The following is a 21,611-nucleotide window of genomic DNA, read 5'->3' as shown; positions in this document are numbered from 1 at the left end:
CCTTTTTTCTTTCTCATAAAACGCTTCCCTTTTTAATATTAATTATATATTCTAAAACATAATCAAAAAAATCTTACAAATCTTTTATTTTTCATTGTCAATTATCTATCATGTATTATCAATTACAACATATATCATTCTTTTATTCTGACTGTATCCACTCCTACTCCAATAGTTACATTTTTTATTTCATCTCCATTTTTTATAAAAATTGTTCTTCCTCCTCTAAATTTACCATCATTAGATAACTCCATTCTTATTCTTTTATCAGTAAAATATGAATAAGGTGATAACTCAATTATCTTAACTGCCATATTCCCTTTAGAATTACAGCCAAAATATGCTTCATTTTCATAAGAATTTGTTACTAAATACCCACTGCTATTTTCACTTCTACATATAAGTTTACCTAAAGTGCATAAATTCTGAATTTCATAAGTATCAGCTTCATGTTCCATATCTTTTTTTATAGTTCTCTCCATAGCAGATAAAGATATAGTTGCTGTAAATATGATCATTATCATAAAAATACAGATATTTATTTCTATAAGCGTAAATCCTTTTCTTTTATTCATTAACCAATTCCTTTCTGAAGCTGTGTAAAAAGCGGAAGCATAAAAAATAGAATAAATATGCACACTATTATTCCCATTACAACTACAAGAACAGGTCCTAATGACTTCAAGCATCTGTCCACTCTTTTTTGAATATCGTTTTCTAATTTTTCAGATAAATTTTCAAATGCTTCTGAAATCTTTCCAGTTTCCTCTTTTATCTTTACAACAGCTATAGAATAGTTAGATATAGTCCTGCTTTCTTCTAATGCCTCACTTAATGTATTTCCTCTAATAATACAATTTCTTATATCTATCATTTTTTTATTCATATATTCAAAGGATGTGCTTTCAATACAACAGTTAATTCCTTCCAAAATGCTCATTCCTGAATTAGTAATAATTGCAAGATTTAAAATAATCATATATTCAAAAATTTCTTTCACTATTTTTAATTTCAACATATAATTTAATTTGTCATTATTAATAGCCATTCTGATTATAATAAGTACTATAGCACTCCAGCAAAAAATATATGAAAAACCGCTTATATAACTTTCCTTAAAACTTCTTTGAAATTCATACACACTTTTATATAAATTAGAAGGATCAATACCCATGGATTGATAAATTCCATAAAAACCCGGAATTATATGTCCTATAAAAATAACTATAGCAAGAACTATTGAACACAATATAAAACAAGGGTATACACTTGCTCTTTTTATATTTTCTTTAATTACCTTTATTCTTTCATAATGTCTGCCGACATATATCAATGAATCATATAACCTTCCTGTATTCTCTCCAATAGATATGAATGTAGTAAATAATTTAGGGTATAAATCGTTATTTTGTTTAAAACCTTCACTTAAACTTTTTCCGCTTCTTATTTCTCTAAAAATCTTTCCTAAACTAGCTTTATATTTTTTATCTGAAACACTTTCCTGAACTAATAATAAAGCCTTATCTATTGGTATGCCATCCTTATAGATTTCGCCAAGATTTTTTGCTATAAATGAAACCTGTCTTTCTTTCATGGGTTTAATTAATCTTTGAAATTTTACATCTATGCTATTAGATATTCTTCTTATATTTTTTAACCATGAGATTAAGGAAAACTTTATATAATCAAACATATTCCTCTTCATTCAGTCTTTCTCCTCTTATAAACTCATCATAATCTTCATATGATATCATTCCATTTACAAGCAGCCTTTCCAAATCTTCTTTCATGGCTTTATTGGAAGAATCATATGATTTCTTATTTATATTTTTTTCACCAAACCCAGAATTATAATAACAGACTGAACTTACAACTTTCCTTCCTTCATATCCTGTAAATCCACAATATTTACATCCACATTTTTTATATATCTTATAGTCTTTAAATCTCGTATTTTCATCCTCAGATTTGCATTTTTTGCATAATATTTTTATCAACCTTTGAGAAATTACCCCTATAAGACTTTCTTTAATCATATATTCTTTCACTCCCATATTTTCTAATCTCATAAATACTTCTTCAGGAGATTTGCAATGAAGTGTACTATAAACTTTATGTCCTGTTATTGAAGCATTAACACTTATCTGAGCAGTTTCTTCATCTCTTATTTCCCCTACCATAATTATATCTGGATCCTGTCTTAAAAGACTCTTTAATCCATTTGCAAATGTTATATCTAATTTTTTATTAAGACTCATCTGGTTAATATTTATCATTTCTATTTCTACTGGATCTTCCAAGGTTGTTATGTTCATCCCTTCAGTATCACTTTCTTTTAAAATAGTATAAAGTGTACTTGTTTTTCCTGAACCTGTTGGACCACATACTATCACCATTCCATTTTTGCAGGAAATCATCTTCCTTATACTATCTATCTTTTCTTCTCCAAATCCCAATTCCTCTAATGTGTAATTAAAACTATCGCAATATAAAATCCTTATTACAATTTTTTCTCCATGAATTACTGGAATAGTAGAAATTCTTAAATCATATTTTTTGTCATTATAATTAATGACCATCTTTCCATCTTGTGGCCTCCGCTTTTCTGCAATATCCATCTTCCCCATAATTTTTATTTTTGAAACAATTTTCACATAATCTTCACTTGATATTTTATATACAAGGACAAGAGATCCATTTATTCTATATCTTATATCTACCCAGTCAGATTTAGGTTCGAAATGTATATCATTTGCATTATCTTTTATTGCTTTAAATATAATTTCTTCCTCCAAGTTTTCTCCTTTGAAAGGAAAAAACATATTAATAATTTTTTCAAAATTTTTTTGTGAGGTTCTTTCAAATATAATGTTTTTTTTCATAAAAAATCTCAAAGATTCTTCTTCTATTTCTTCTTCATCTTTACTTAACAAAAATATATTTTCTGAATTTTCTCTAATTGGGATAACATTATATTTTTCACACATTTCTCTGCTGAAACGCTTAACAGTCCTCAAATCAATATTTTTTATGTTGAACTTTTCTATAAATACCACCCTCTATCTCCATATTTAGTTTAATTATGGACAATATTTTTTGTGTATATTCATGCTTTTCAAAAATATTTTATAAAATGTACTTATATTTTCATCCAAAACATAAAAACAGCAGATTAGATTTTCTTCTAATCTGCTGAATATTATCAATATTAAATTATATCTTTATCCAAGATAATTTAACCTATATTAATTTCATAATTTAAATATAATATTTCTAATTAATTTATGTATTCTACAAAGGCATAATCTGATGCTTCATCTGAAATACTGCTGACACTTCCATCTTTTGAATAAATATATACCTGTTCTTTTCCATTTTCTTGACTGTTCCTTCCTATAAATAATATATTATTGCTATCATCTTTTTTGATTCCCTTTTCAATATCAACTACTGATGGAAAATCATAAACCATTCTTTTGGCACAGCCTTTGTTTATTTCATATAATGAATTCACATTATCTTTTACTCTTCCTGCAAAAAATACATTACTGTCAACACATATTACATCTTTGATTTCTTCCACATCTTCCAGAAGTATTTCTACATCTTTTGTATCCTTATCCAGAATTACAAGCTGCCTTTCATTATCAAAATTAAGTTGAAGAAATAGTATATTATCAATAGTTCCTTTTAAATATGCAACATATCCCTCTTTCAATTTATATAAAAGTTCTTCTTTATTCGTTTCAATATCATATAAAAACAAACCATTTATTCCTTCATCACTAACCCCATAATATACAAGGGTTTTATCATCATACCAGTCATATAGGGTACCGGATATGGATACATTAGAATTTATTTTCATTTCCTTATTTTCTTCAATATTTATTACTTTCATTTTCATTCCATTATCATCAATAAAATATGAAATGTACTTCCCTTTAGGAGATAACTTCATATTCAAATAATCCTTCTGCTCAATTTTATATTCATTTTCCCCATGAATTGCAAAAGTATTATTTTCATTTATGTATACATAGCTGCCGCTATCTTTATCATAAGTCAATATAAGTTTATTATTTTCAGCCTTTATATATTTATCGTTATAATCATATAAATTATATCCGCCATCTTCACTTTTCAAAACTGCCCCTGAATTTAATTTTACATGCTCTGCCAGATTATCCTGCACTTCACCTTCTTTTTGACTGCAGCCTAAACTGAACAGAGAAAATACACTGAAAGCCAAAATACCTAAAAACCTTCTTTTATATTTTTTCATTTTTATCCCTCTTAATTATTATTTAGTTCCAGCTGTTATTTTATATGTGGCGGTCATGATTAAAATATATATGTTTCAATTAAAAAACCACAATGAATATTAAAATTTTTGCAATATTTTTTTATTATTAAAACATATATATTTTCCATTCACATAAAACAAATTTTACCAGCACCAAAATTTCATTATATACATTTTTTATTAAATTTCTACTTTTCCTTCAAAAGATACTTCTGCTGGTCCTTTCATATATACATCATCACCAGCAACTTCAATAATAAGTTCTCCACCAGGAGCTTTCACAAAAATCTCCTTTTCTTTATCCACTAACCCAAGTTTTTTTGCAACAACCACTGATGCTGAACATCCAGTTCCACATGCCAATGTAGCTCCTGCTCCTCTTTCCCATGTGTTTACTTCTATATGTGTATCATCTATTACTTTTACAAAATTTATATTGCTTCCTTCCTTAAAAAGTTTATTTTTTTCTAAATTAGGACCGTCTTCAGTTGCTGTATACTTTTCTTTATCTTCAAAAATAACAGTATGTGGTACACCAACAAGAACTGTAGTAGCTTTGTATGTTTTCCCATTTGAAACAATTTCACTATCTATAAATGATTCCTTTTGATTCAATGGAATATCTTCTGCTTTGTATGATGGTTTTCCCATATATACTTTTACATACTTCACTTTCTCATTTTCAAGAATTATTTCTATCACTTTTATTCCATCTCCAGTTTCTACTGGAAATTCAGTTTTATCAACTAATTTATGTTCAAATACATACTTTCCAAAACATCTTATTGCATTTCCACACATATTTGCCCTTGAGCCATCTGCATTAATTATAACCATTTTAGCTTCTGCCTCTTCTGATTTTCTCACTATTACAAGACCATCTGCACCAATTCCATAATGTCTGTCACACAGTTTTACTGCTAATTTACATTCATCTTCTATTTTATTTTCAAAATCCTCTATAAATACAAAATCATTTCCTGCACCCTGCATCTTATAAAACTTCATTATTCTTCCCCCAATTCTAATTGATCTTCATAAATTAAATACTACTTATTAAATAATAAAAGTATTGAAGCTAAATTACAATAAATATTATAAATTTTTCATAAATTTATAATATTTATTGTCTCTTTTAAGTAAAATAAACTCTATTTGTTTTAGGAAAAAAACTAATTAATTATTCATATATCAATTGAATTGATAATCTTCTTCTTATAATGTTATACTATTCTTAGTATTATCAAAGAAAGGTGAACAACAATGGCATTAGATGGAATATATTTAAACAGTTTGATGAAATCATTAGAAAATACTCTTTTGGGATCTAAAATAGATAAAATAAATCAGCCTGAGAAGGATGAAATAATATTAACAATAAGAAAAGACCGTAAAAATTTGAAACTTTTAATTTCTTCATCTCCACGATTTGCAAGAATTCATTTAACTAACACAGTAAAAGAGAATCCAATAAAGGCCCCTATGTATCTAATGGTTTTGAGAAAATACATATTAGGCGGAAGAATTATAAAAGTCACACAAAAAGATAGTGATAGAATAATTATTTTAGAAATAGAAAACAGAGATGAATTAGGATTTGACAGTGTATATTCACTTATAGTAGAAATAATGGGACGTCATTCAAACATAACTCTTGTAAGAAATAGAGATAATAAAGTAATGGAATCAATAAAACATATAACTCCAGATATAAACAGTTATAGAGTTCTTTATCCTGGAGTAAATTACATATTTCCACCAAAATCAGAAAAATTGAATCCTTTTAACTGTACCTATGAAGAATTCAATAATTATATAAGTATAAAAAGCATAGTTTTTGATGATAAATTCTATTCTTCATGTTTTACAGGAGTAAGCAGATTGTTATCTCAGGATTTATACTATATACTTTCTCAAAAAATAGCTTCTCCTACAAGAATTGAAATTTATAATAATTTTAAAGAATTAATAGATAATCTTGATGAAAATATTTCTTTTAAAATATATACTACAAAAACTGGATTAATCAAAGATTTCTATTCTTTAGATCTTCCTTTTCTTGAAAAAGACTATAATTCAATAAACTATGATGACCCAAATAAACTAATGGATGATTTTTATAGTAAAAAAGATAAACAAGATAGACTTCAAAATAAATCAACAGACCTTCAAAAACTTATTCATACTAATATAGAGCGATGCAGAAAAAAATCAAATATACTTAATGAAACATTGAAGGAATGTGAAGAAAAAGAAGATTTAAGAATAAAAGGTGATCTTCTCACTTCATTTATATATACAATAAAAAAAGGCGATTCAGAATGTACTCTTTTAAATTTTTATAATGAAAACGAAGAAGAATATATGACTATAAAATTAGACAGCAATAAAACACCTTCTGAAAATGTGCAGAAATATTATAAAAAATATAATAAGCTCAAAGTTTCAGAAGAATACGCACAAATGCAGCTCTCTAAAAATGAAGCAGAAATAAAATATCTCAATTCTGTTCTTACAAATATATTAAATGCTGAAACTTATGATGAAATCGATGAAATAAAAAATGAACTTGTTGAAACAGGATATATAAAATTCAAAAAGCACTCTAAAAATTCAAAAAAGAGTAAAACATCAAAACCACATCACTTTGTATCAAGCGATAACATTGATATATATGTAGGAAAAAATAATATTCAAAACGATTATTTAAGTTTGAAATTTGCTAATAAGAATTACTTATGGCTTCATGCAAAAGATATTCCTGGCTCTCATGTAATTGTCTGTGCATTTGATGTTCCAAATTCAACATTGGAAGAAGCAGCTATTATTGCAGGCTATTATAGTAAAGGAAAAAATTCTTCTAAATTATCTATTGATTATACTAAAGTAAAAGAATTAAAAAAACCTAATGGTGCAAAACCTGGAATGGTAATATATCATACTAATAAAACTATTGTTATAAATCCTAATGATTTTTCAGAGAAATTTGATGATCAGATATAAGATGTAATAATGTATATGCTGCAATTAACAATGAATGATAAAATCTATGCAATATTTCTTTTATTATTATGTTATTTCATATGTTATTGTAATTTTAATTAGTAATATGTATTAAAACAAAAGAAATGAACAAACTTGTATGTCTGTCCATTTCTTTTTTATTAAAAGCATTAATAGAATATTATATGAATAAATCAAATTTCTTCATAGTTTCCTCTAACATATGTACATTATTGTTAAAACACTCTTCTTTTTCAGCTTCAATAGATACTATTAAAGCATTTATAAGACTTAATGGTGCCACAAAAGATTCTATTGCTTTTGAACCTTTACTCAATGCTGTAAGGGTAACATCAGCATATGGAACAAGAGGTGAAAGCATACTATCTGTTATAGCAATTGTAACTGCTCCTATCTTCTTTAAATGACTAAATATTTCTACTGTACTTCTTGCATACTTTTCAAAGCTTATTCCTATTATTACATCTTTGCCTCTTTCTTTATTAATCTGTTTAGGCATCTGTTCAATATTCTCAACTATAACCACATTATTAAACATCAAATCAAGATAATATTTTAAAAATACAGCTAATGCAACTGAACTTCTCTTTGCAACTATATATATTCTTTCTGAATTAAGGAGAAGATTAACACACTTTCTTATTTCAAACACATTTAAACTTTCAACTGTTTCTTTTATATTATTCATGTCATCCTCAAATATTTCATACACAGCCTGTTCTTTATTAGACAGATCATCTCCTCCAAGTTTTATTCGTTCACTATTATTTACCTGCTGTTGCATAGATTTTTGAGTATCTTTTAAAAATTCCGGATATCCACTATATCCTAAAAATATAACAAACCTTGTAACCGTTGCTATACTTACACCTGCTAATTTTGCTAATTTTTCCACTGTTAAAAAAGGTGTGCTATTTGGATGTGCTAATATATATTTTGCTATTTTTTCTTGCGCTTTACTCATATTAGGTAATTTTTCTGCCACTCTTTGATACACTTCGCCCATTAATTATACTCCTTTCTTTAAAACCGATTTTCTTATTGTTTATAAATTAAACTTATATAAATACATCATTATTAAATAAGATAAAAAAAACGATGCTAAACCCTTTTGGTTATTTAGCATCGTTGCCTTTAAATATTTTATTAAATATATTTTACCATATAAAAATATATATGTAAATATATTTTCTATTATTTTCAGCTATCCAATAATAGCTTTTATAAGAGTATCTCCGTCATTTTTTATTTTATCATTATGAAAATATTGATAATAATAACATTTTATTTTACCATTATATAATTTTCTATTCTTGCTTGATTTAATTCCCAATGTTTTTTCAAAAGGTTCAAATGAAGTAAGTATATTAAAATCCCATGTATCAAGTCTTCTCTTAACAGTTCCAATGTGCTTATACAGTTCATCAAGTGCTTTCTTTTCTCCAATTCTTTCACCATATGGAGGATTAGTTATTATAAATCCATTTTTTCTTGATGTAGAAAACTCCATAAAATCTCTTTTTTGAAATTTAATGTACTGACTTACTCCTGCTTTTTCAGCATTTTCCATGGCTACTTTAAGAGTTCTATAATCTATATCATATCCAATTATCTTTATATCTTTATGTCTTTCTGAATTTCTTGCACCATCTCTTACAGATTCAAACATCTCTTTATCAATAGTAGGCCATGTTTCACATACAAAATTTCTATTTACGCCAGGTGCTATATTAAGTGCTATCATTGCTGCTTCAATCAATATTGTTCCAGATCCGCAAAATGGATCAATAAGTTCAAAATCACTATTCCATCTTGAAATAAGAAGCATAGATGCAGCCAAAGTTTCCTTTAATGGAGCAATACCTGCAAGTTCTCTATATCCTCTTTTATGTAAACCAGGACCTGTAGTATCTATTGTAAGTGTCACCACATCCTTCAAAATAGATACTTCAATTTTATATACTGGACCACTTTCGCTAAACTGCTTTATTCCATAGCTTTCACTCATACTATTTACAATTGCTTTCTTAACTATTGACTGACAATCAGGAACACTATGTAATGTAGATTTTATTGATTTTCCTGTAACATGCATAACTCCATCTTCTGGTATAAGTCTGCTCCATTCTACTTTCTTAGTCCCCTGAAATAATTCTTCAAAAGATCTCGCTTCAAACTCCGCCATTTTTATAAGAACTCTGTCAGCAGTTCTCAAATGAATATTAGCAATTGCAATATCCATCTCATCGCCTTCAAAAGTAACTTTTCCATTTTCTATCTTTAAATCTTCATAACCTAATGCCCTTAGTTCCTTTGCTGTTATGCTTTCAATACCAAAAGTACTTGTAGCAATTAAATCATACATCATATTTTTATCTCCTTTTATTCTTCACTGGCAGAATCATATATCTTAACAGAATCATCACCATCAATTTCTTTTAAGCTCACTGCTATCACTTCATTTTTTGATGTTGGAATATTTTTCCCTACATAGTCAGCTCTTATTGGAAGTTCTTTATGACCTCTATCTATAAGTACTGCAAGCTGAATAGCTATAGGCCTTCCCACGTCAATTATAGCATCAATAGCAGCTCTTATTGTCCTACATGTATAAAGAACATCATCCACAATTATAACTTTCTTATCTTTTACATTAACACCAAGATCCAAATTTTTAACCATTGGCATTTCCTCTAAAGTTGACAAATCATCTCTATATAATGTTATATCAACATACCCAACTGGAACTTCACGTCCTTCAATTCCTTTTATGTATTCAGCAATTCTTTCTGCTAATGGATATCCTCTTGTCTTTACCCCTATCAGTACTATATCTTCAACACCTTTGTTTCTTTCAATTATTTCATGTGAAATTCTAATTAAAGTTCTATTAACAGCTTTTTCATCTAACAATATAGCTTTTAATTTCATATAATTTCCTCCTTAATATCAACCGGCCTTTATATCTCATTTCTAAGCTTATTAAGCAAATCTTCAAAATATTGTGGGAGCTCACTTGTAAACTCCATATATTTCCCACTTCTAGGGTGTATAAATCCTAAAGTCTTTGCATGAAGTACCTGACCTTCAACCTTGAATTTCTGTCTTTTAAATCCATATAAAGGATCACCAACAAGAGGAAAACCTATAGAAGACATATGAACTCTTATCTGATGAGTCCTTCCAGTCTCAAGAACACATTTTATGAGTGTATATCCATTATACCTTTCAAGAACTTCATAATGGGTTACAGCCCTCTTTCCATCTTCAACTATTCCGATCTTTAATCTGTCCTTCTTATTTCTGCCTAAAGGCTTATCAATTGTTCCACTATCATTTTTAAGTCTTCCTTCAATCAAAGCATAATATTCTCTTTTCATTGAATGATCTTTTAATTGTTCACTTAGTTTATTATGAGCTTCATCATTTTTGGCAACAACAAGAATCCCTGAAGTATCTTTATCTATTCTATGTACTATGCCAGGTCTTATAACTCCATTTATACTTGATAAATCTTTGCAGTGATATAATAAAGCATTTACCAAAGTTCCATTATAATTTCCCGGCGCAGGATGAACCACCATTCCCTGTGGTTTATTCACTACAATTACGTCTTCATCTTCATAAACAATGTCGATTGGTATATTTTCTGGTTCAACTTTTAAAATTTCTGGTTCTGGTATTATTATTTCAATTTCATCAGATTTTCTAAGTTTATAATTGCTTTTAGGTATTTTTCCATTAACCTTTATATTTTCCTTTTCAATTAGTCCTTGAATAAATGACCTAGATTTATCTTCAAATATTTGTGTTAAATATTTATCTATTCTAATTCCTTCATCTTTTTCATCTACAGTGATCAGTGTCTTTTCCATAAACAGACCCTTTCCTCTAAATATTCTCTAAAATATTATATTATAATCAAATTTAATTTACAATGTAAAGTTGTATTCTTCTTTAGCTCAAACTTATATCCTGCTAAAATTATAATAAAAAATAAAAACTTACCTAAAGAATAACTCCTTAGGTAAGCTGTAAATACAAAATAAATGTTTTAATTATTATAATAACTTATTATTACAATTAAAAGTATTAATCTTCTTTAACAAAAAAGCTTTTGATTTCATTTAAATCATCTGCAAAATCAGACTCTGAATTTTCTTCCTTTACCAAATCTTCAGAACTTTCTGTAACAGCTGCTTCCTTTTCACATATTTCTTCATCTTCTAATGGTTCAGAAACATTATAATTCTTTATAAAATCTTTTTCTAAATCATCAAATGTTTCCATCTGTGTATTCATAAAGTTTCTATACTTAGCTCTAAACTTTATAAACTCTTGTTTTACTTTTTCATACTCATCATTTATTGTAATCACATCATTATGAGCTTTATCCATAATTTTTTGAGCTGCTTCATTTGCATTTTTAACCATCATTTCAGCTTCTTTTTTAGCTGAATTTTTAGCTTGTTCTGCAGCATTTTGCGCCAACAATAATGTATTTTGAATTGTTGATTCTATTTTTGAATAATGCTCAACTTTTTCATTTAGATTTGTAATCTTTTCTTTTAAATTTGCATTTTCCTTGTATAATTCTTCATAATTTTCAACAATTTCATCTAAAAATTCATCTACTTCATCTGCAGAATATCCTCTTAATCCTCTTTTGAATTCTTTATTATTTATGTCCATTGGAGTTAATTTCATAATTTCACCTCTAAAATTTTATGTATATTTTTTTATACTCACTTTCAGCCTTCCGCTTTTACTTGTTCCAATAATGCTTCCTAAAATAAATTTGCCAATCCCTCGGATTGTAATTCTTTCTTCTTCTTTAACTTCATAACTTTTGTTTCTTACTTTCACATAATCAATAAGAATTTTTCCTTGATCAATCATCATTTGCGCCTTATTACGTGAAACATTAGCCAATTTTGAGACTATACCATCAATTCTCAAAGATGAAACCAAAATCACTTCTTCTTTAAAACTAAATTGGGGTAAAGATTCACACTGTTCTAAAACTTCAACTTTACAGACCGTTTTTCCTATTTTATCTATATTACTTATAAGAAAACCTTCAATATCCTCATGAACCGGCACATAACAAGTATCTCCTTTCACTAAAAGGTCTCCTATCTTGTTACGTTCTATTCCAACAGCCAATATTCCGCCTAAAAAGTCCTTATGAGTAAGCTCATTAAACTTAGAAGTGTTTTTTATCTTTAATAATTTCATAGGAAAGGGTGTTTCATAAATATTATTAAAAGAAATCATCCTTCTTTCAGAATCATCAAACACCCCATTACTTTCCACTTTAAAAGAACTGCTGTTAAAAGTATTTTCAAACCATCTCCATATATTAGGAGGATAAAAATTGTTTCCAAACATAGGTATATCTTTTTCTTTAGCTAATTTACATTTTTCATATAAATTAAGCACTTCATTTCTATCTTCATCACCAAATTCTTTTGCTATTATTTCTCTCATATCTAATACAACAGATTTATTAAAAGAACTCTTATTACATCTAAAATAATCATAGCAATAAATGGTGAAAAATCAATTGGTAAATTTCCTAATAACCTATCTTGAAGTCTTCTGCAAGGTTCAAGTATTGGAGTTGTAATTTTATAAACAATCTCCATAAACTGACTATATCTAAGTTGTGGAACCCATGAAGCAATACATTCAGCCAGTATTGCAAATTCTATTATCCTAAATATTATACTTATAATTTCCAGCAACATTTTTCCTCCTATTTAGACCAGTTAAATAATGCTTTTGAACTTAATTCATTCTTTAATTCGTTTGTTACTTCAACATTAGATGGTGAAAGAAGATAAACACCTTTTTCAATCTGTTGTAATTCGCCTCCTAATGCATAGCAAGAGCCACTTATAAAGTCTAATAATCTTTGTGCAATCTTTAATTCTAAGACTGTAGTATTAACCAATACTATTCTTCTATTCTTTAAAGCTTCACAAATTTCTGTTGCTTCTTCATAATCAACTGGTTTAGTTATTGTAACTTTTACTGATGTTGAAGTATGAATATTTACAACCTTATTATTCTTTTTATTTGTTATAACAGGTTCTATTGTCTCTTCTTCATCTTTTACTTCACTTTCATATTCTTCATCTTCATAATCTTCATAGTCTTCATAATCTTCAAACCCTAGTAATGATTTAACTTTTGATAAAACATTATTGCTCATAAATTAACTCCTCCTATTTTTTATTATAATTTCTTTCTCCAAAAATTCCAGTTCCAACTCTGACAAGAGTAGATCCTTCTTCAATTGCAGTTTCATAATCATGAGTCATTCCCATTGATAAAATCTGCATAGTTATATTTTTGAAGTTTCTAGTTTTTAGTTCATCAAATATAGCTTTAGTTTTCTTAAAGTATTTTCTATTACTTTCTTCATCACCTTGAGGGATAATAACCATTAATCCCTTTACAGATACGTGTTCACACTTTTCAATCTCCAAAATAAAATCTTCAAGATCTTCTTCAAAAATTCCAGTTTTGCTTTCTTCTCTTCCAATGTTTATCTGAATTAAAACATCAGCAGTCTTACCTGCTTTTCCAAAAACTTTCTCTATCATATTTAATAAATTCACACTATCTAAAGAATGAATCAAAAAAACTTTATCTACTAAATATTTAACTTTATTAGTCTGTAAATGTCCAATAAGATGCCATCTAACGTCTTTGTGAAAATTTTCATACTTTTCTACAAGCTCTTGCACTTTATTTTCTCCAAAATCTCTTATCCCACATTCATAAGCTTCTTCTAAATATTCTAATGGTTTTGTTTTTGACACAGCAAGAAGCTTTACATCATCTGGTATTTTATTTTTAATACATTCTATATTTTCTTTTATTCCCATTGTAATGCACCTTTAAACTTAATCCTTTCTTTGCCTCATTATTTTTATATTCTATATAAAATTCAAATTTCCTTCAATGGAAAATAATTTTTTATTTTAAATTTTCATCTCTCTCCATATAGACAACATTACTATCTGCACTTGATGCTGGTATTGTTATATTTTCACGTTCTTCTATTTCAACAAACAGTTTTTTTATCATGAGCTGTTTTACATGGCTTCCATCTTCTAAAAGTGATGCTTTAAGTTTTTCTGGATCACCTATAGCATAAATTTTAAATGGTGCGGACTCCATGTCTGAATCGTCAAATTGTATAAATGCCCATGCACATATTACACCAGACCATGGAACAACACGGTGATTATTTACACTTATTGCCTCAGCACCTGCCTGACGTAATTCATTTAACACAAGTGCCATATCATTATCATGAAGAAGTTTATTCATGATTTCATCATATCCTTCACTTTTTGCATCAGTAACCCCGTCATTTAAAGTCAATACTATTCCAGGACCTTCAACTTCTGAAAAACCTGTGAACATTTCATAATCTGTTATCTGTTCTTTCATATCTTCCAATATTTCATCATTTTTCACATCATCTTGTTTATATTGATTTATTTTTATATTAGCTTCAACATTGCTTTCTTTAAGAGCTCCTATTTCCTTATAAAGTCTAGATCTTTCCTCCATGGCTTCATGATATTCCATTGTATTTAATGAAGTATACTTATTTTCTCTGTCAATATTAAAATTAATAGAAATTAGAAATCCTAACAACAAAGTGGCTATTAAAATAAAGAAGTTTTGAGGTTTTTTCTTCACTTTGCACACCCCTTATATATTATCAAACTGTTGTTTTTCCTTTATCTTTTTTCTCATATTTTTTATCTTTTTATGTTTAAGCTGTTCTAGTAAAAGTCTTCTTATAATTGCAAAATTATCAAATATTCTTCCACCAAATACAATTACTGCTGCAATATAAATAGGTATTCCCAGCTTATCTCCTAAATAAGCAAGAAGTGCTGCTAAAAGTGCATTACCAAAGAAACCCGAAATAAATATGTCCGGCTGAAAATTCTTAGATAAACTTGCTCTAACAGCTCCAAATACTGAATCAAGACATGCCAATATAGCAACTGACATATATGCTGAAAGTTTATCTGATATATTTACATCTAAGACAAAACCCAATATTATTCCAATTAACAATCCTATTGTTGCAATCACTTTACTATCTCCTATTCTTTAACTGATTTTATAAATTCACTTTTTAATGACTGAGTAGTTTTAGCAATAAAAATTTCATCTTCTGATTTTATTTCATTATTGTAGTTTAATAGTGCAAGATATTCCAAAGATCCTGGGAAAGATACTCCCACATTAAGTCTTCCTTTATCTCCTATAGCTTTTATTACAATTTTCTCATTTGGATAAACTCTTCCTGCTGATCCGATTGATATTCCATTACCTGCAGTTTTTATCCCTGTCTGTGGGGTTATTCTCATATCATTTATAGAAATAGCTTCTGCACCTGAATACCATAAAAGATTTACTAAATGAACTATTTCATCTTCACCAATATCTCTGCTTGTATCATTTGAATTAGCATTAAAAATTGATGTTTTAGGAGTTATTGTGATGACCACTCCAGGACCTTTTACATCTACCACTCCAAGCTGCATTCTTGCTGCATCAAGCTGATTCTTTATTTCTTTTCCCACATCTCCATCTTTTGCAGCAGCTTCTTCAAGCTGTTTTAATTCATCTGATAGTTTTGAATTTGTTGCTGCCAATTCTTCCTTTTCTTTTCTAAGATTCTCTATTTCAGAAATAACATCTTGTTGATTGTATATATTCATATTAGTAGAATTCTGATTAGATAGAACCTTAAATTGATATGATAATAAAAAACCAAGCAATGCGCAAACAAAAGCTATAAATATCTGTGATTTAGACACCTTCATTTTCAATATTCCCTTCTTCACTTTTCTCTTCTTTATAATACACTGGAGAGCCATCAAAACCTACATCAACATATCCTTTCTGAATACCTATTTCTGTATTTTCAACAATATGCATCAATTTATTCATTTTATCAGGTATATTCTCATCATTACCTAGTCTTCCTTCAACATCTCCAATATATACTTTTATATTCATAAAATCACTTAAATCAATATAATCAATTTTAAAATTTGTTGGATTTGTTTCAGCTATCTGAGAAAAAATATCCAAAATATTAATCATTCTCAAGTTTTCACTTATTGCACTCCCAAGTTCCATATTATCAATTTTATCATCAATACCCAACATCCGTATTAAATTTCTATTATCAATATTATCTGTTTTTTCTAAAAGCATTCCTTTTTCACTAAAAACATAATACATACCATCTTTTTCAACACAAAACACTCCCTGCTTTTCAGTAATCCTTATATTTACTTGTCTAGGATAAGTTTTTGTTATTTCAACAGTTTTTACATATGGATTTTCTTCTGCTGTTTTTATTATGTCACCTTTTTTAATAAAAAATATATTTTGCCCTATTAAATACTCTGTTCTTTCTTTTACATCCTCTCCACTCATTGCAGGATTTCCAAGAATTGAAACTTTCTTAATAAGAAATACATTTGATTTTGTTATAAATAAAATTATTCCAACTATCAATATTATACACATAAGTATAATCTTCTTTACCAATTTTCTTTTACGCTGCCTTATAATAAATTCATTTGTAGGCTTTTTGGCTGATTTTATTTTTCTCACCTCTATCTAAATAACAATTTCTTAATTTAATAAATTTCATATATATAATACCACTTTGCACATGTATTTTCATTACATTTTTATTTGAGTGAAGATTTTTCATATTACTATAAACATCAAACCCAAATCGATATATAGAATGTAGTAATTAAAAGTAGATACTATATATTGATTGAGATTATATAAATATAATTATGAAGCATTCACCAATAAATAATCTTCTGAAAAATAATCTTAGATTTCTTATTTAAAAAACAGAATAGCAAACATTCATTTACCATTCTGCTTTAAATTCATTTTAATTTTTAATTTCTTCTTTTCCTTCTATCTGTCTTGATATGTTCAATAGTATACCCATTGCTGTCATATTTACAACAAGTGAAGTACCTCCATAACTTATAAAAGGTAATGGAACTCCTGTAACCGGCATTGAGCCTGTAACTACTGCAATATTTATTATACATTGTATTGCTATTACAGATGTAATTCCAACTGCTAAAAATGTACCATAAGTATCCTTTGCTTTAAGAGCAATATTTATCCCTCTCCATATAAATATTAAGAACAGAGCTATTATAAATATACATCCTATTAATCCAAGCTCTTCACCTATTATTGAAAATATAAAATCATTATGGGGTTCTGGCATATATAAAGTCTTCTGTCTTGACTGTCCAAGACCAAGACCAGTTATTCCTCCAGCTCCTAATGCATAAAAAGACTGTATAAGCTGATACCCATTTTTAGCTGCATCTTTCCATGGATCAATGAAATTAAGCAGCCTTGCTTTTCTATAAGAACTTGAAAGTGTAAAAAACGTAGCAGCTGCAAACATAGCTGGAGCTACAATTCCAAATAAATGAAAGTTCCTAGCTCCTGATACAAAGAGCATTATAAAAGTAACTATCATTATTACAGATGCTATACTTAAATTTTTTTCAGCTAGAATCAATGCAGCAAAGAAGCCTGATACACACAAATATGGTACAACTCCTGTCCAGAAATTTTTTATTCCTTCTCCTTTGGCTTCCAATCCCATAGCTAAAAATAGTACCACTGCATATTTAGTAAGATCTGATGGCTGAAAGCTTAATGGTCCAAGCTGTATCCATCTTTGTGCTCCATTTACATCTGGAAAAAGAAAAACTGCCAACAATAACGGTATACATGCTAACAATAATGCTATTGAATACTTTTTTATCTTATGATAATCAAATCCCATCATGAAAAGCATAGAGCCTAATCCGAGCGGCACTAAAAGAAGTTGTTTCTTTAAAAACAACATGCTATCTTTAGATGTAAACATAGCATAATATGAACTTGCAGAATATATCATAACTGTGCCTATTGCCACAAGAAGAAGTACTGTATAGAATACACCATAATCTATTTCACCCATAATTCTCTTTCTTTTCCTTCTGGGCTTATTGACTTTCATATATAAATCCTCCCAATAAAATTACTATATTGCTATAAATCCAATTAAACATAACACTGCTGTTATTAATGAAAATACAGCAACTATCTTTACTTCACTCCATCCACATTGCTCAAAATGATGATGAATTGGAGCCATTTTAAATATTCTTTTACCAGTCTTTTTAAAATATGTTACCTGAATAATAACTGATAATGTCTCTATTACATACATCAATCCAACAATTACTACCCATAATTCCATTCCAAGCATTAATGCAATTGTACCTACTGCACCTCCTAATGCTAAAGAACCTGTATCTCCCATAAATATTTTTGCTGGAAATGCATTATATTTTAAGAAACCTAGCAATGCGCCACATAAAGCTATTGAAAACACTGCTACATCTGTATTTCCAGATTTAAAAGCTACGATTGTAAAAAAAGTAAGAACTATTATTGTAACACTTGTTGCAAGACCATCAATACCATCTGTTAAATTTACTGCATTTGTTACTGCAGCATAATATAAAATTATAAAAGGTATATATAATATTCCAATATTTAATTTAAATCCATTTGTAAATGGTATTATGATTCCAGTTCCTATTTTCATATATCCATAAAACGCTAATGCAACTGAGAATAGAAGAAGCAGTATCATTTTTTGTCCAGCTCTAAGTCCTAAATTATCTTTATGGATTATTTTCAACATATCATCTAAAAATCCTATAAAACCAAATGCTAAAAATGAATATAAAATTATCATTTTAGGATCTGAAAGACTAGGTCCTGTAATCAACATTGTAGCTGCAACTGAAATAAAAAATATAATTCCTCCCATTGTTGGTGTTCCAGCTTTTTTCTGATGACTTTTAGGTCCCTCTTTTCTTATATTCTGGCCAAATTTTAGAGTGTGTAATATAGGTATAAATATAGGTCCAAGTACTAATGAAAATATAAGTGCTATTACTAATGGTGCTAAAAGTGTCGTACTAAACAGGTTGTTTGTTGTTATTAATTCCATTTTATCTGCCTTCTTAGGCAGTTCACCTCCTTCGTATTTATGTTTTTATAATTCCTTCACTATTTCTTCAAATCTGGCACTTCTTGATGCCTTTATTAAAATAGTATCATTTGGATCTATCATTTTCTTTAATGAACTTATCAATTCATCCTTTGTATTAAATACCAATGTATTTTCTCCAAATCCTTCTTTATAATTTTCTTTATATTCTCCAGTTGTAAACAGAAAATCTGCCTTTTCCTTTGCAAACTCTCCTACTTCTTTATGTGCTCTATTTGAATAATCTCCTAGTTCACCCATAGTCCCAAGAACAGCTATTTTTCTACCTTTATTATAGCTATTCAAAACATTAAGTGCTGCTTTCATTGAATCCGGATTTGCATTATATGAATCATTTATAATTACAAAATCATCTTTTTTTATAAGTTCCAGTCTCATTGAAGTTGCTTTAAAATTATTAAGACCTTTTTCCATCTCTTCAAATGTAAGTCCAAAATCTTTTGAAATCTGTATTCCAAGCAACGCATTTAATACATTATGTTCTCCAACCATATTTAATGTGAATCTATGTTTTTCATTTCCACATACAGCATCAAATGAAGTAGTTTCACATGTAAGTTCTATATTTTCAGCATACATATCATATTTTGAATCATATCCAGTTCTCTGTATAACTGCATTTTTGTAGTCTTCATCTTTTACAGTTTGAAGCATATCATTTTCACAATTTATTACAACATAATTATTTTCTTCAAAAAAGTTAGTAATGCTCATCTTCTCTTTAAGTATATTTTCTCTTGTTTTCAAGTATTCTATATGAGCTACCCCTACATTTGTTACTGCTGCTATGTCTGGATGTGCTATTTTGGCAAGATTATTTATTTCTCCAAAATTGCTTGTTCCCATTTCTAATACAGATATATCATAATCTTTATTTAATTCGAAAATCATAAGAGGAAGCCCTATTTCATTATTAAAATTTCCTTGTGTTTTGAAAACTTTATATTTTCCACTTAAAAATGCTGCAATGAGGTCTTTTGTAGAAGTTTTTCCTGTAGAGCCAGTAACCCCTACAACCTTTATTCCCAGCTTATTTCTATAATATTCAGCAAGATCAGCAAGAGCGCTTTTAGTATCTTTTACCTTTATAATTGTACCTTTGTTATTTAATTCATTTTCCTTAAAATTAATTTCATCTACTATTACAACAGAAGCCCCTTTTTCTATGGCACTTACAGCATAATTATTTCCATTAAAATTAGCTCCTTTTAGTGCAATAAATAGATTGTCTTCTTCTATTTTTCTTGTATCTGTTGAAATTTTATTAAATTTTCCATCATTATTTTTAATTATCACTTCACCTTTAACAACTTCTATCACTTCTTTTATGTTTAAATCCAAAATTATGCACCCCTTTGTTCAATCAAGAAATAATAATAAAATTCTAAAATCCTATGTATTATCATCTCTCTCAATATATACATTTATTTCTTAACTTATCTTAAGTTATCTAATATATCTTTAACAACTTCTCTTTCATCAAAATGTATAGTTTTATCCTTTAATATTTGATAAGTTTCATGTCCCTTACCTGCAATTACTATAACATCATCTTTTTCTGCTAATTCAATAGCTTTTTTGATTGCTTCATATCTGTTTTCAATAATAATATAATTATCCTTGTCAAGACCAGCCTTGATATCTTCAATTATTGACATGGGATCTTCACTTCTTGGATTATCGGAAGTTATAATTGCTAAATCTGCAATATCTATTCCAATCTTGCCCATCTGAGGTCTTTTCACTTTATCTCTATCTCCACCACATCCAAATATAGCAATAAGTTTTCCTTTAGTAAATGCTTTTGCTGTAGTTAGTATATTTTCTAAACCATCAGGTGTATGTGCATAATCAATTATTATTTCATATGGGAGATTATACTCTTTTCCCACTCTTTCACATCTTCCTGGAACAACTGTGTCTTCTATACCTTTCTTTATTGATTCTACAGGGATTCCCAATTTGTAACACACTCCTATAGCACCTAATGCATTATAAACATTATATTCTCCCGGAATTTCTATAACAAACTCTTCTTCTTTATCAAGTTTAAGTTTAAACTTGATATTTCTGCTTCCCATTACTTCATCATATGCTTTATAATCGGAATCA

23 protein-coding genes are annotated in these 21,611 nt (G+C 28.2%); 1 reads left to right on the top strand and 22 read right to left on the bottom strand.

Translation table 11 applies throughout. The annotated features are described in order from the left end of the window. Positions 1 to 134: 134 nt before the first annotated feature. From Q0F58_RS10075 to dapF, 5 genes are all read right to left on the bottom strand, one after another. Positions 135 to 575, bottom strand: coding sequence for a prepilin-type N-terminal cleavage/methylation domain-containing protein (locus tag Q0F58_RS10075; protein WP_294375850.1), 441 nt, complete (start codon positions 573 to 575; stop codon positions 135 to 137). After that, a complete protein-coding gene (locus Q0F58_RS10070; protein ID WP_294375847.1) occupies positions 575 to 1,705 on the bottom strand; it encodes a type II secretion system F family protein in 1,131 nt (376 codons plus the stop codon). Before Q0F58_RS10070 ends, Q0F58_RS10075 begins: the two co-directional genes overlap by 1 nt. Next, the gene (locus Q0F58_RS10065; RefSeq protein WP_294375844.1) at positions 1,686 to 3,056 is read right to left on the bottom strand and encodes a GspE/PulE family protein; all 1,371 of its coding nucleotides are present in this window, start codon (positions 3,054 to 3,056) and stop codon (positions 1,686 to 1,688) included. Before Q0F58_RS10065 ends, Q0F58_RS10070 begins: the two co-directional genes overlap by 20 nt. A 221-nt stretch (positions 3,057 to 3,277) precedes the next feature. Next, a complete protein-coding gene (locus Q0F58_RS10060) occupies positions 3,278 to 4,285 on the bottom strand; it encodes a hypothetical protein (protein ID WP_294375841.1) in 1,008 nt (335 codons plus the stop codon). Positions 4,286 to 4,486: 201 nt separating this feature from the next. Further along, positions 4,487 to 5,314: a diaminopimelate epimerase gene (gene dapF / locus Q0F58_RS10055; RefSeq protein ID WP_294375839.1), complete on the bottom strand. Its 828-nt coding sequence runs from the start codon at positions 5,312 to 5,314 to the stop codon at positions 4,487 to 4,489. A 255-nt stretch (positions 5,315 to 5,569) separates the two neighbouring features. On the opposite strand from dapF, the gene Q0F58_RS10050 reads away from it, so the two are divergent. Next, positions 5,570 to 7,309: an NFACT family protein gene (locus tag Q0F58_RS10050; protein ID WP_294375836.1), complete on the top strand. Its 1,740-nt coding sequence runs from the start codon at positions 5,570 to 5,572 to the stop codon at positions 7,307 to 7,309. A 181-nt stretch (positions 7,310 to 7,490) separates the two neighbouring features. On the opposite strand, the gene Q0F58_RS10045 is transcribed toward Q0F58_RS10050, so the two are convergent. The 17 genes from Q0F58_RS10045 to Q0F58_RS09965 form a co-directional block, all read right to left on the bottom strand. Then, positions 7,491 to 8,336 (bottom strand): MurR/RpiR family transcriptional regulator, encoded by an 846-nt coding sequence (locus Q0F58_RS10045; RefSeq protein WP_294375833.1) that lies wholly within the window; start codon positions 8,334 to 8,336, stop codon positions 7,491 to 7,493. Between the two features lie 198 nt (positions 8,337 to 8,534). Then, positions 8,535 to 9,695: a class I SAM-dependent RNA methyltransferase gene (locus Q0F58_RS10040; RefSeq protein ID WP_294375853.1), complete on the bottom strand. Its 1,161-nt coding sequence runs from the start codon at positions 9,693 to 9,695 to the stop codon at positions 8,535 to 8,537. 17 nt (positions 9,696 to 9,712) lie between these two features. Next, the gene (pyrR, locus tag Q0F58_RS10035; RefSeq protein ID WP_294375831.1) at positions 9,713 to 10,261 is read right to left on the bottom strand and encodes a bifunctional pyr operon transcriptional regulator/uracil phosphoribosyltransferase PyrR; all 549 of its coding nucleotides are present in this window, start codon (positions 10,259 to 10,261) and stop codon (positions 9,713 to 9,715) included. A gap of 29 nt (positions 10,262 to 10,290) precedes the next feature. Further along, positions 10,291 to 11,205 (bottom strand): RluA family pseudouridine synthase, encoded by a 915-nt coding sequence (locus Q0F58_RS10030; RefSeq protein WP_294375827.1) that lies wholly within the window; start codon positions 11,203 to 11,205, stop codon positions 10,291 to 10,293. Positions 11,206 to 11,422: 217 nt separating this feature from the next. Beyond that, on the bottom strand, positions 11,423 to 12,037 hold the full coding sequence (locus Q0F58_RS10025; protein WP_294375822.1) for a DivIVA domain-containing protein: 615 nt from the start codon (positions 12,035 to 12,037) through the stop codon (positions 11,423 to 11,425). Between the two features lie 18 nt (positions 12,038 to 12,055). Beyond that, entirely contained in the window at positions 12,056 to 12,820 is a 765-nt protein-coding gene (locus tag Q0F58_RS10020) for an RNA-binding protein (protein WP_294375820.1), read from the bottom strand. A 2-nt stretch (positions 12,821 to 12,822) separates the two neighbouring features. Next, positions 12,823 to 13,080: a YggT family protein gene (locus Q0F58_RS10015; protein ID WP_294375818.1), complete on the bottom strand. Its 258-nt coding sequence runs from the start codon at positions 13,078 to 13,080 to the stop codon at positions 12,823 to 12,825. A gap of 8 nt (positions 13,081 to 13,088) precedes the next feature. Continuing rightward, positions 13,089 to 13,547, bottom strand: coding sequence for a cell division protein SepF (locus tag Q0F58_RS10010; RefSeq protein WP_294375813.1), 459 nt, complete (start codon positions 13,545 to 13,547; stop codon positions 13,089 to 13,091). Between the two features lie 13 nt (positions 13,548 to 13,560). After that, on the bottom strand, positions 13,561 to 14,226 hold the full coding sequence (locus tag Q0F58_RS10005; RefSeq protein ID WP_294375810.1) for a YggS family pyridoxal phosphate-dependent enzyme: 666 nt from the start codon (positions 14,224 to 14,226) through the stop codon (positions 13,561 to 13,563). A 91-nt stretch (positions 14,227 to 14,317) separates the two neighbouring features. Next, positions 14,318 to 15,052: a DUF881 domain-containing protein gene (locus Q0F58_RS10000; RefSeq protein ID WP_294375808.1), complete on the bottom strand. Its 735-nt coding sequence runs from the start codon at positions 15,050 to 15,052 to the stop codon at positions 14,318 to 14,320. 12 nt (positions 15,053 to 15,064) lie between these two features. Next, positions 15,065 to 15,457, bottom strand: a complete 393-nt coding sequence (locus Q0F58_RS09995) for a small basic family protein (RefSeq protein ID WP_294375805.1) — start codon at positions 15,455 to 15,457, stop codon at positions 15,065 to 15,067. Positions 15,458 to 15,468: 11 nt separating this feature from the next. Further along, the gene (locus Q0F58_RS09990; protein ID WP_294375802.1) at positions 15,469 to 16,194 is read right to left on the bottom strand and encodes a DUF881 domain-containing protein; all 726 of its coding nucleotides are present in this window, start codon (positions 16,192 to 16,194) and stop codon (positions 15,469 to 15,471) included. Next, entirely contained in the window at positions 16,181 to 16,996 is an 816-nt protein-coding gene (locus Q0F58_RS09985) for a cell division protein FtsQ/DivIB (RefSeq protein WP_294375800.1), read from the bottom strand. The genes Q0F58_RS09990 and Q0F58_RS09985 overlap by 14 nt, the downstream gene beginning before the upstream one ends. Positions 16,997 to 17,294: 298 nt before the next feature. Next, entirely contained in the window at positions 17,295 to 18,434 is a 1,140-nt protein-coding gene (gene spoVE, locus Q0F58_RS09980; protein ID WP_294375797.1) for a stage V sporulation protein E, read from the bottom strand. 24 nt (positions 18,435 to 18,458) lie between these two features. Then, entirely contained in the window at positions 18,459 to 19,439 is a 981-nt protein-coding gene (mraY, locus tag Q0F58_RS09975; RefSeq protein ID WP_294375794.1) for a phospho-N-acetylmuramoyl-pentapeptide-transferase, read from the bottom strand. Between the two features lie 45 nt (positions 19,440 to 19,484). Beyond that, entirely contained in the window at positions 19,485 to 20,840 is a 1,356-nt protein-coding gene (murF, locus tag Q0F58_RS09970; protein WP_294375791.1) for a UDP-N-acetylmuramoyl-tripeptide--D-alanyl-D-alanine ligase, read from the bottom strand. A gap of 95 nt (positions 20,841 to 20,935) precedes the next feature. Then, the coding region (locus Q0F58_RS09965) for a Mur ligase family protein (RefSeq protein ID WP_294375789.1) at positions 20,936 to 21,611 on the bottom strand (676 nt) is incomplete at its 5' end.

It is taken from the genome of uncultured Clostridium sp., assembly GCF_934754915.1.
Classification (GTDB): domain Bacteria; phylum Bacillota; class Clostridia; order Clostridiales; family Clostridiaceae; genus Clostridium.
This window is presented reverse-complemented; position numbering and strand designations above follow the sequence as displayed.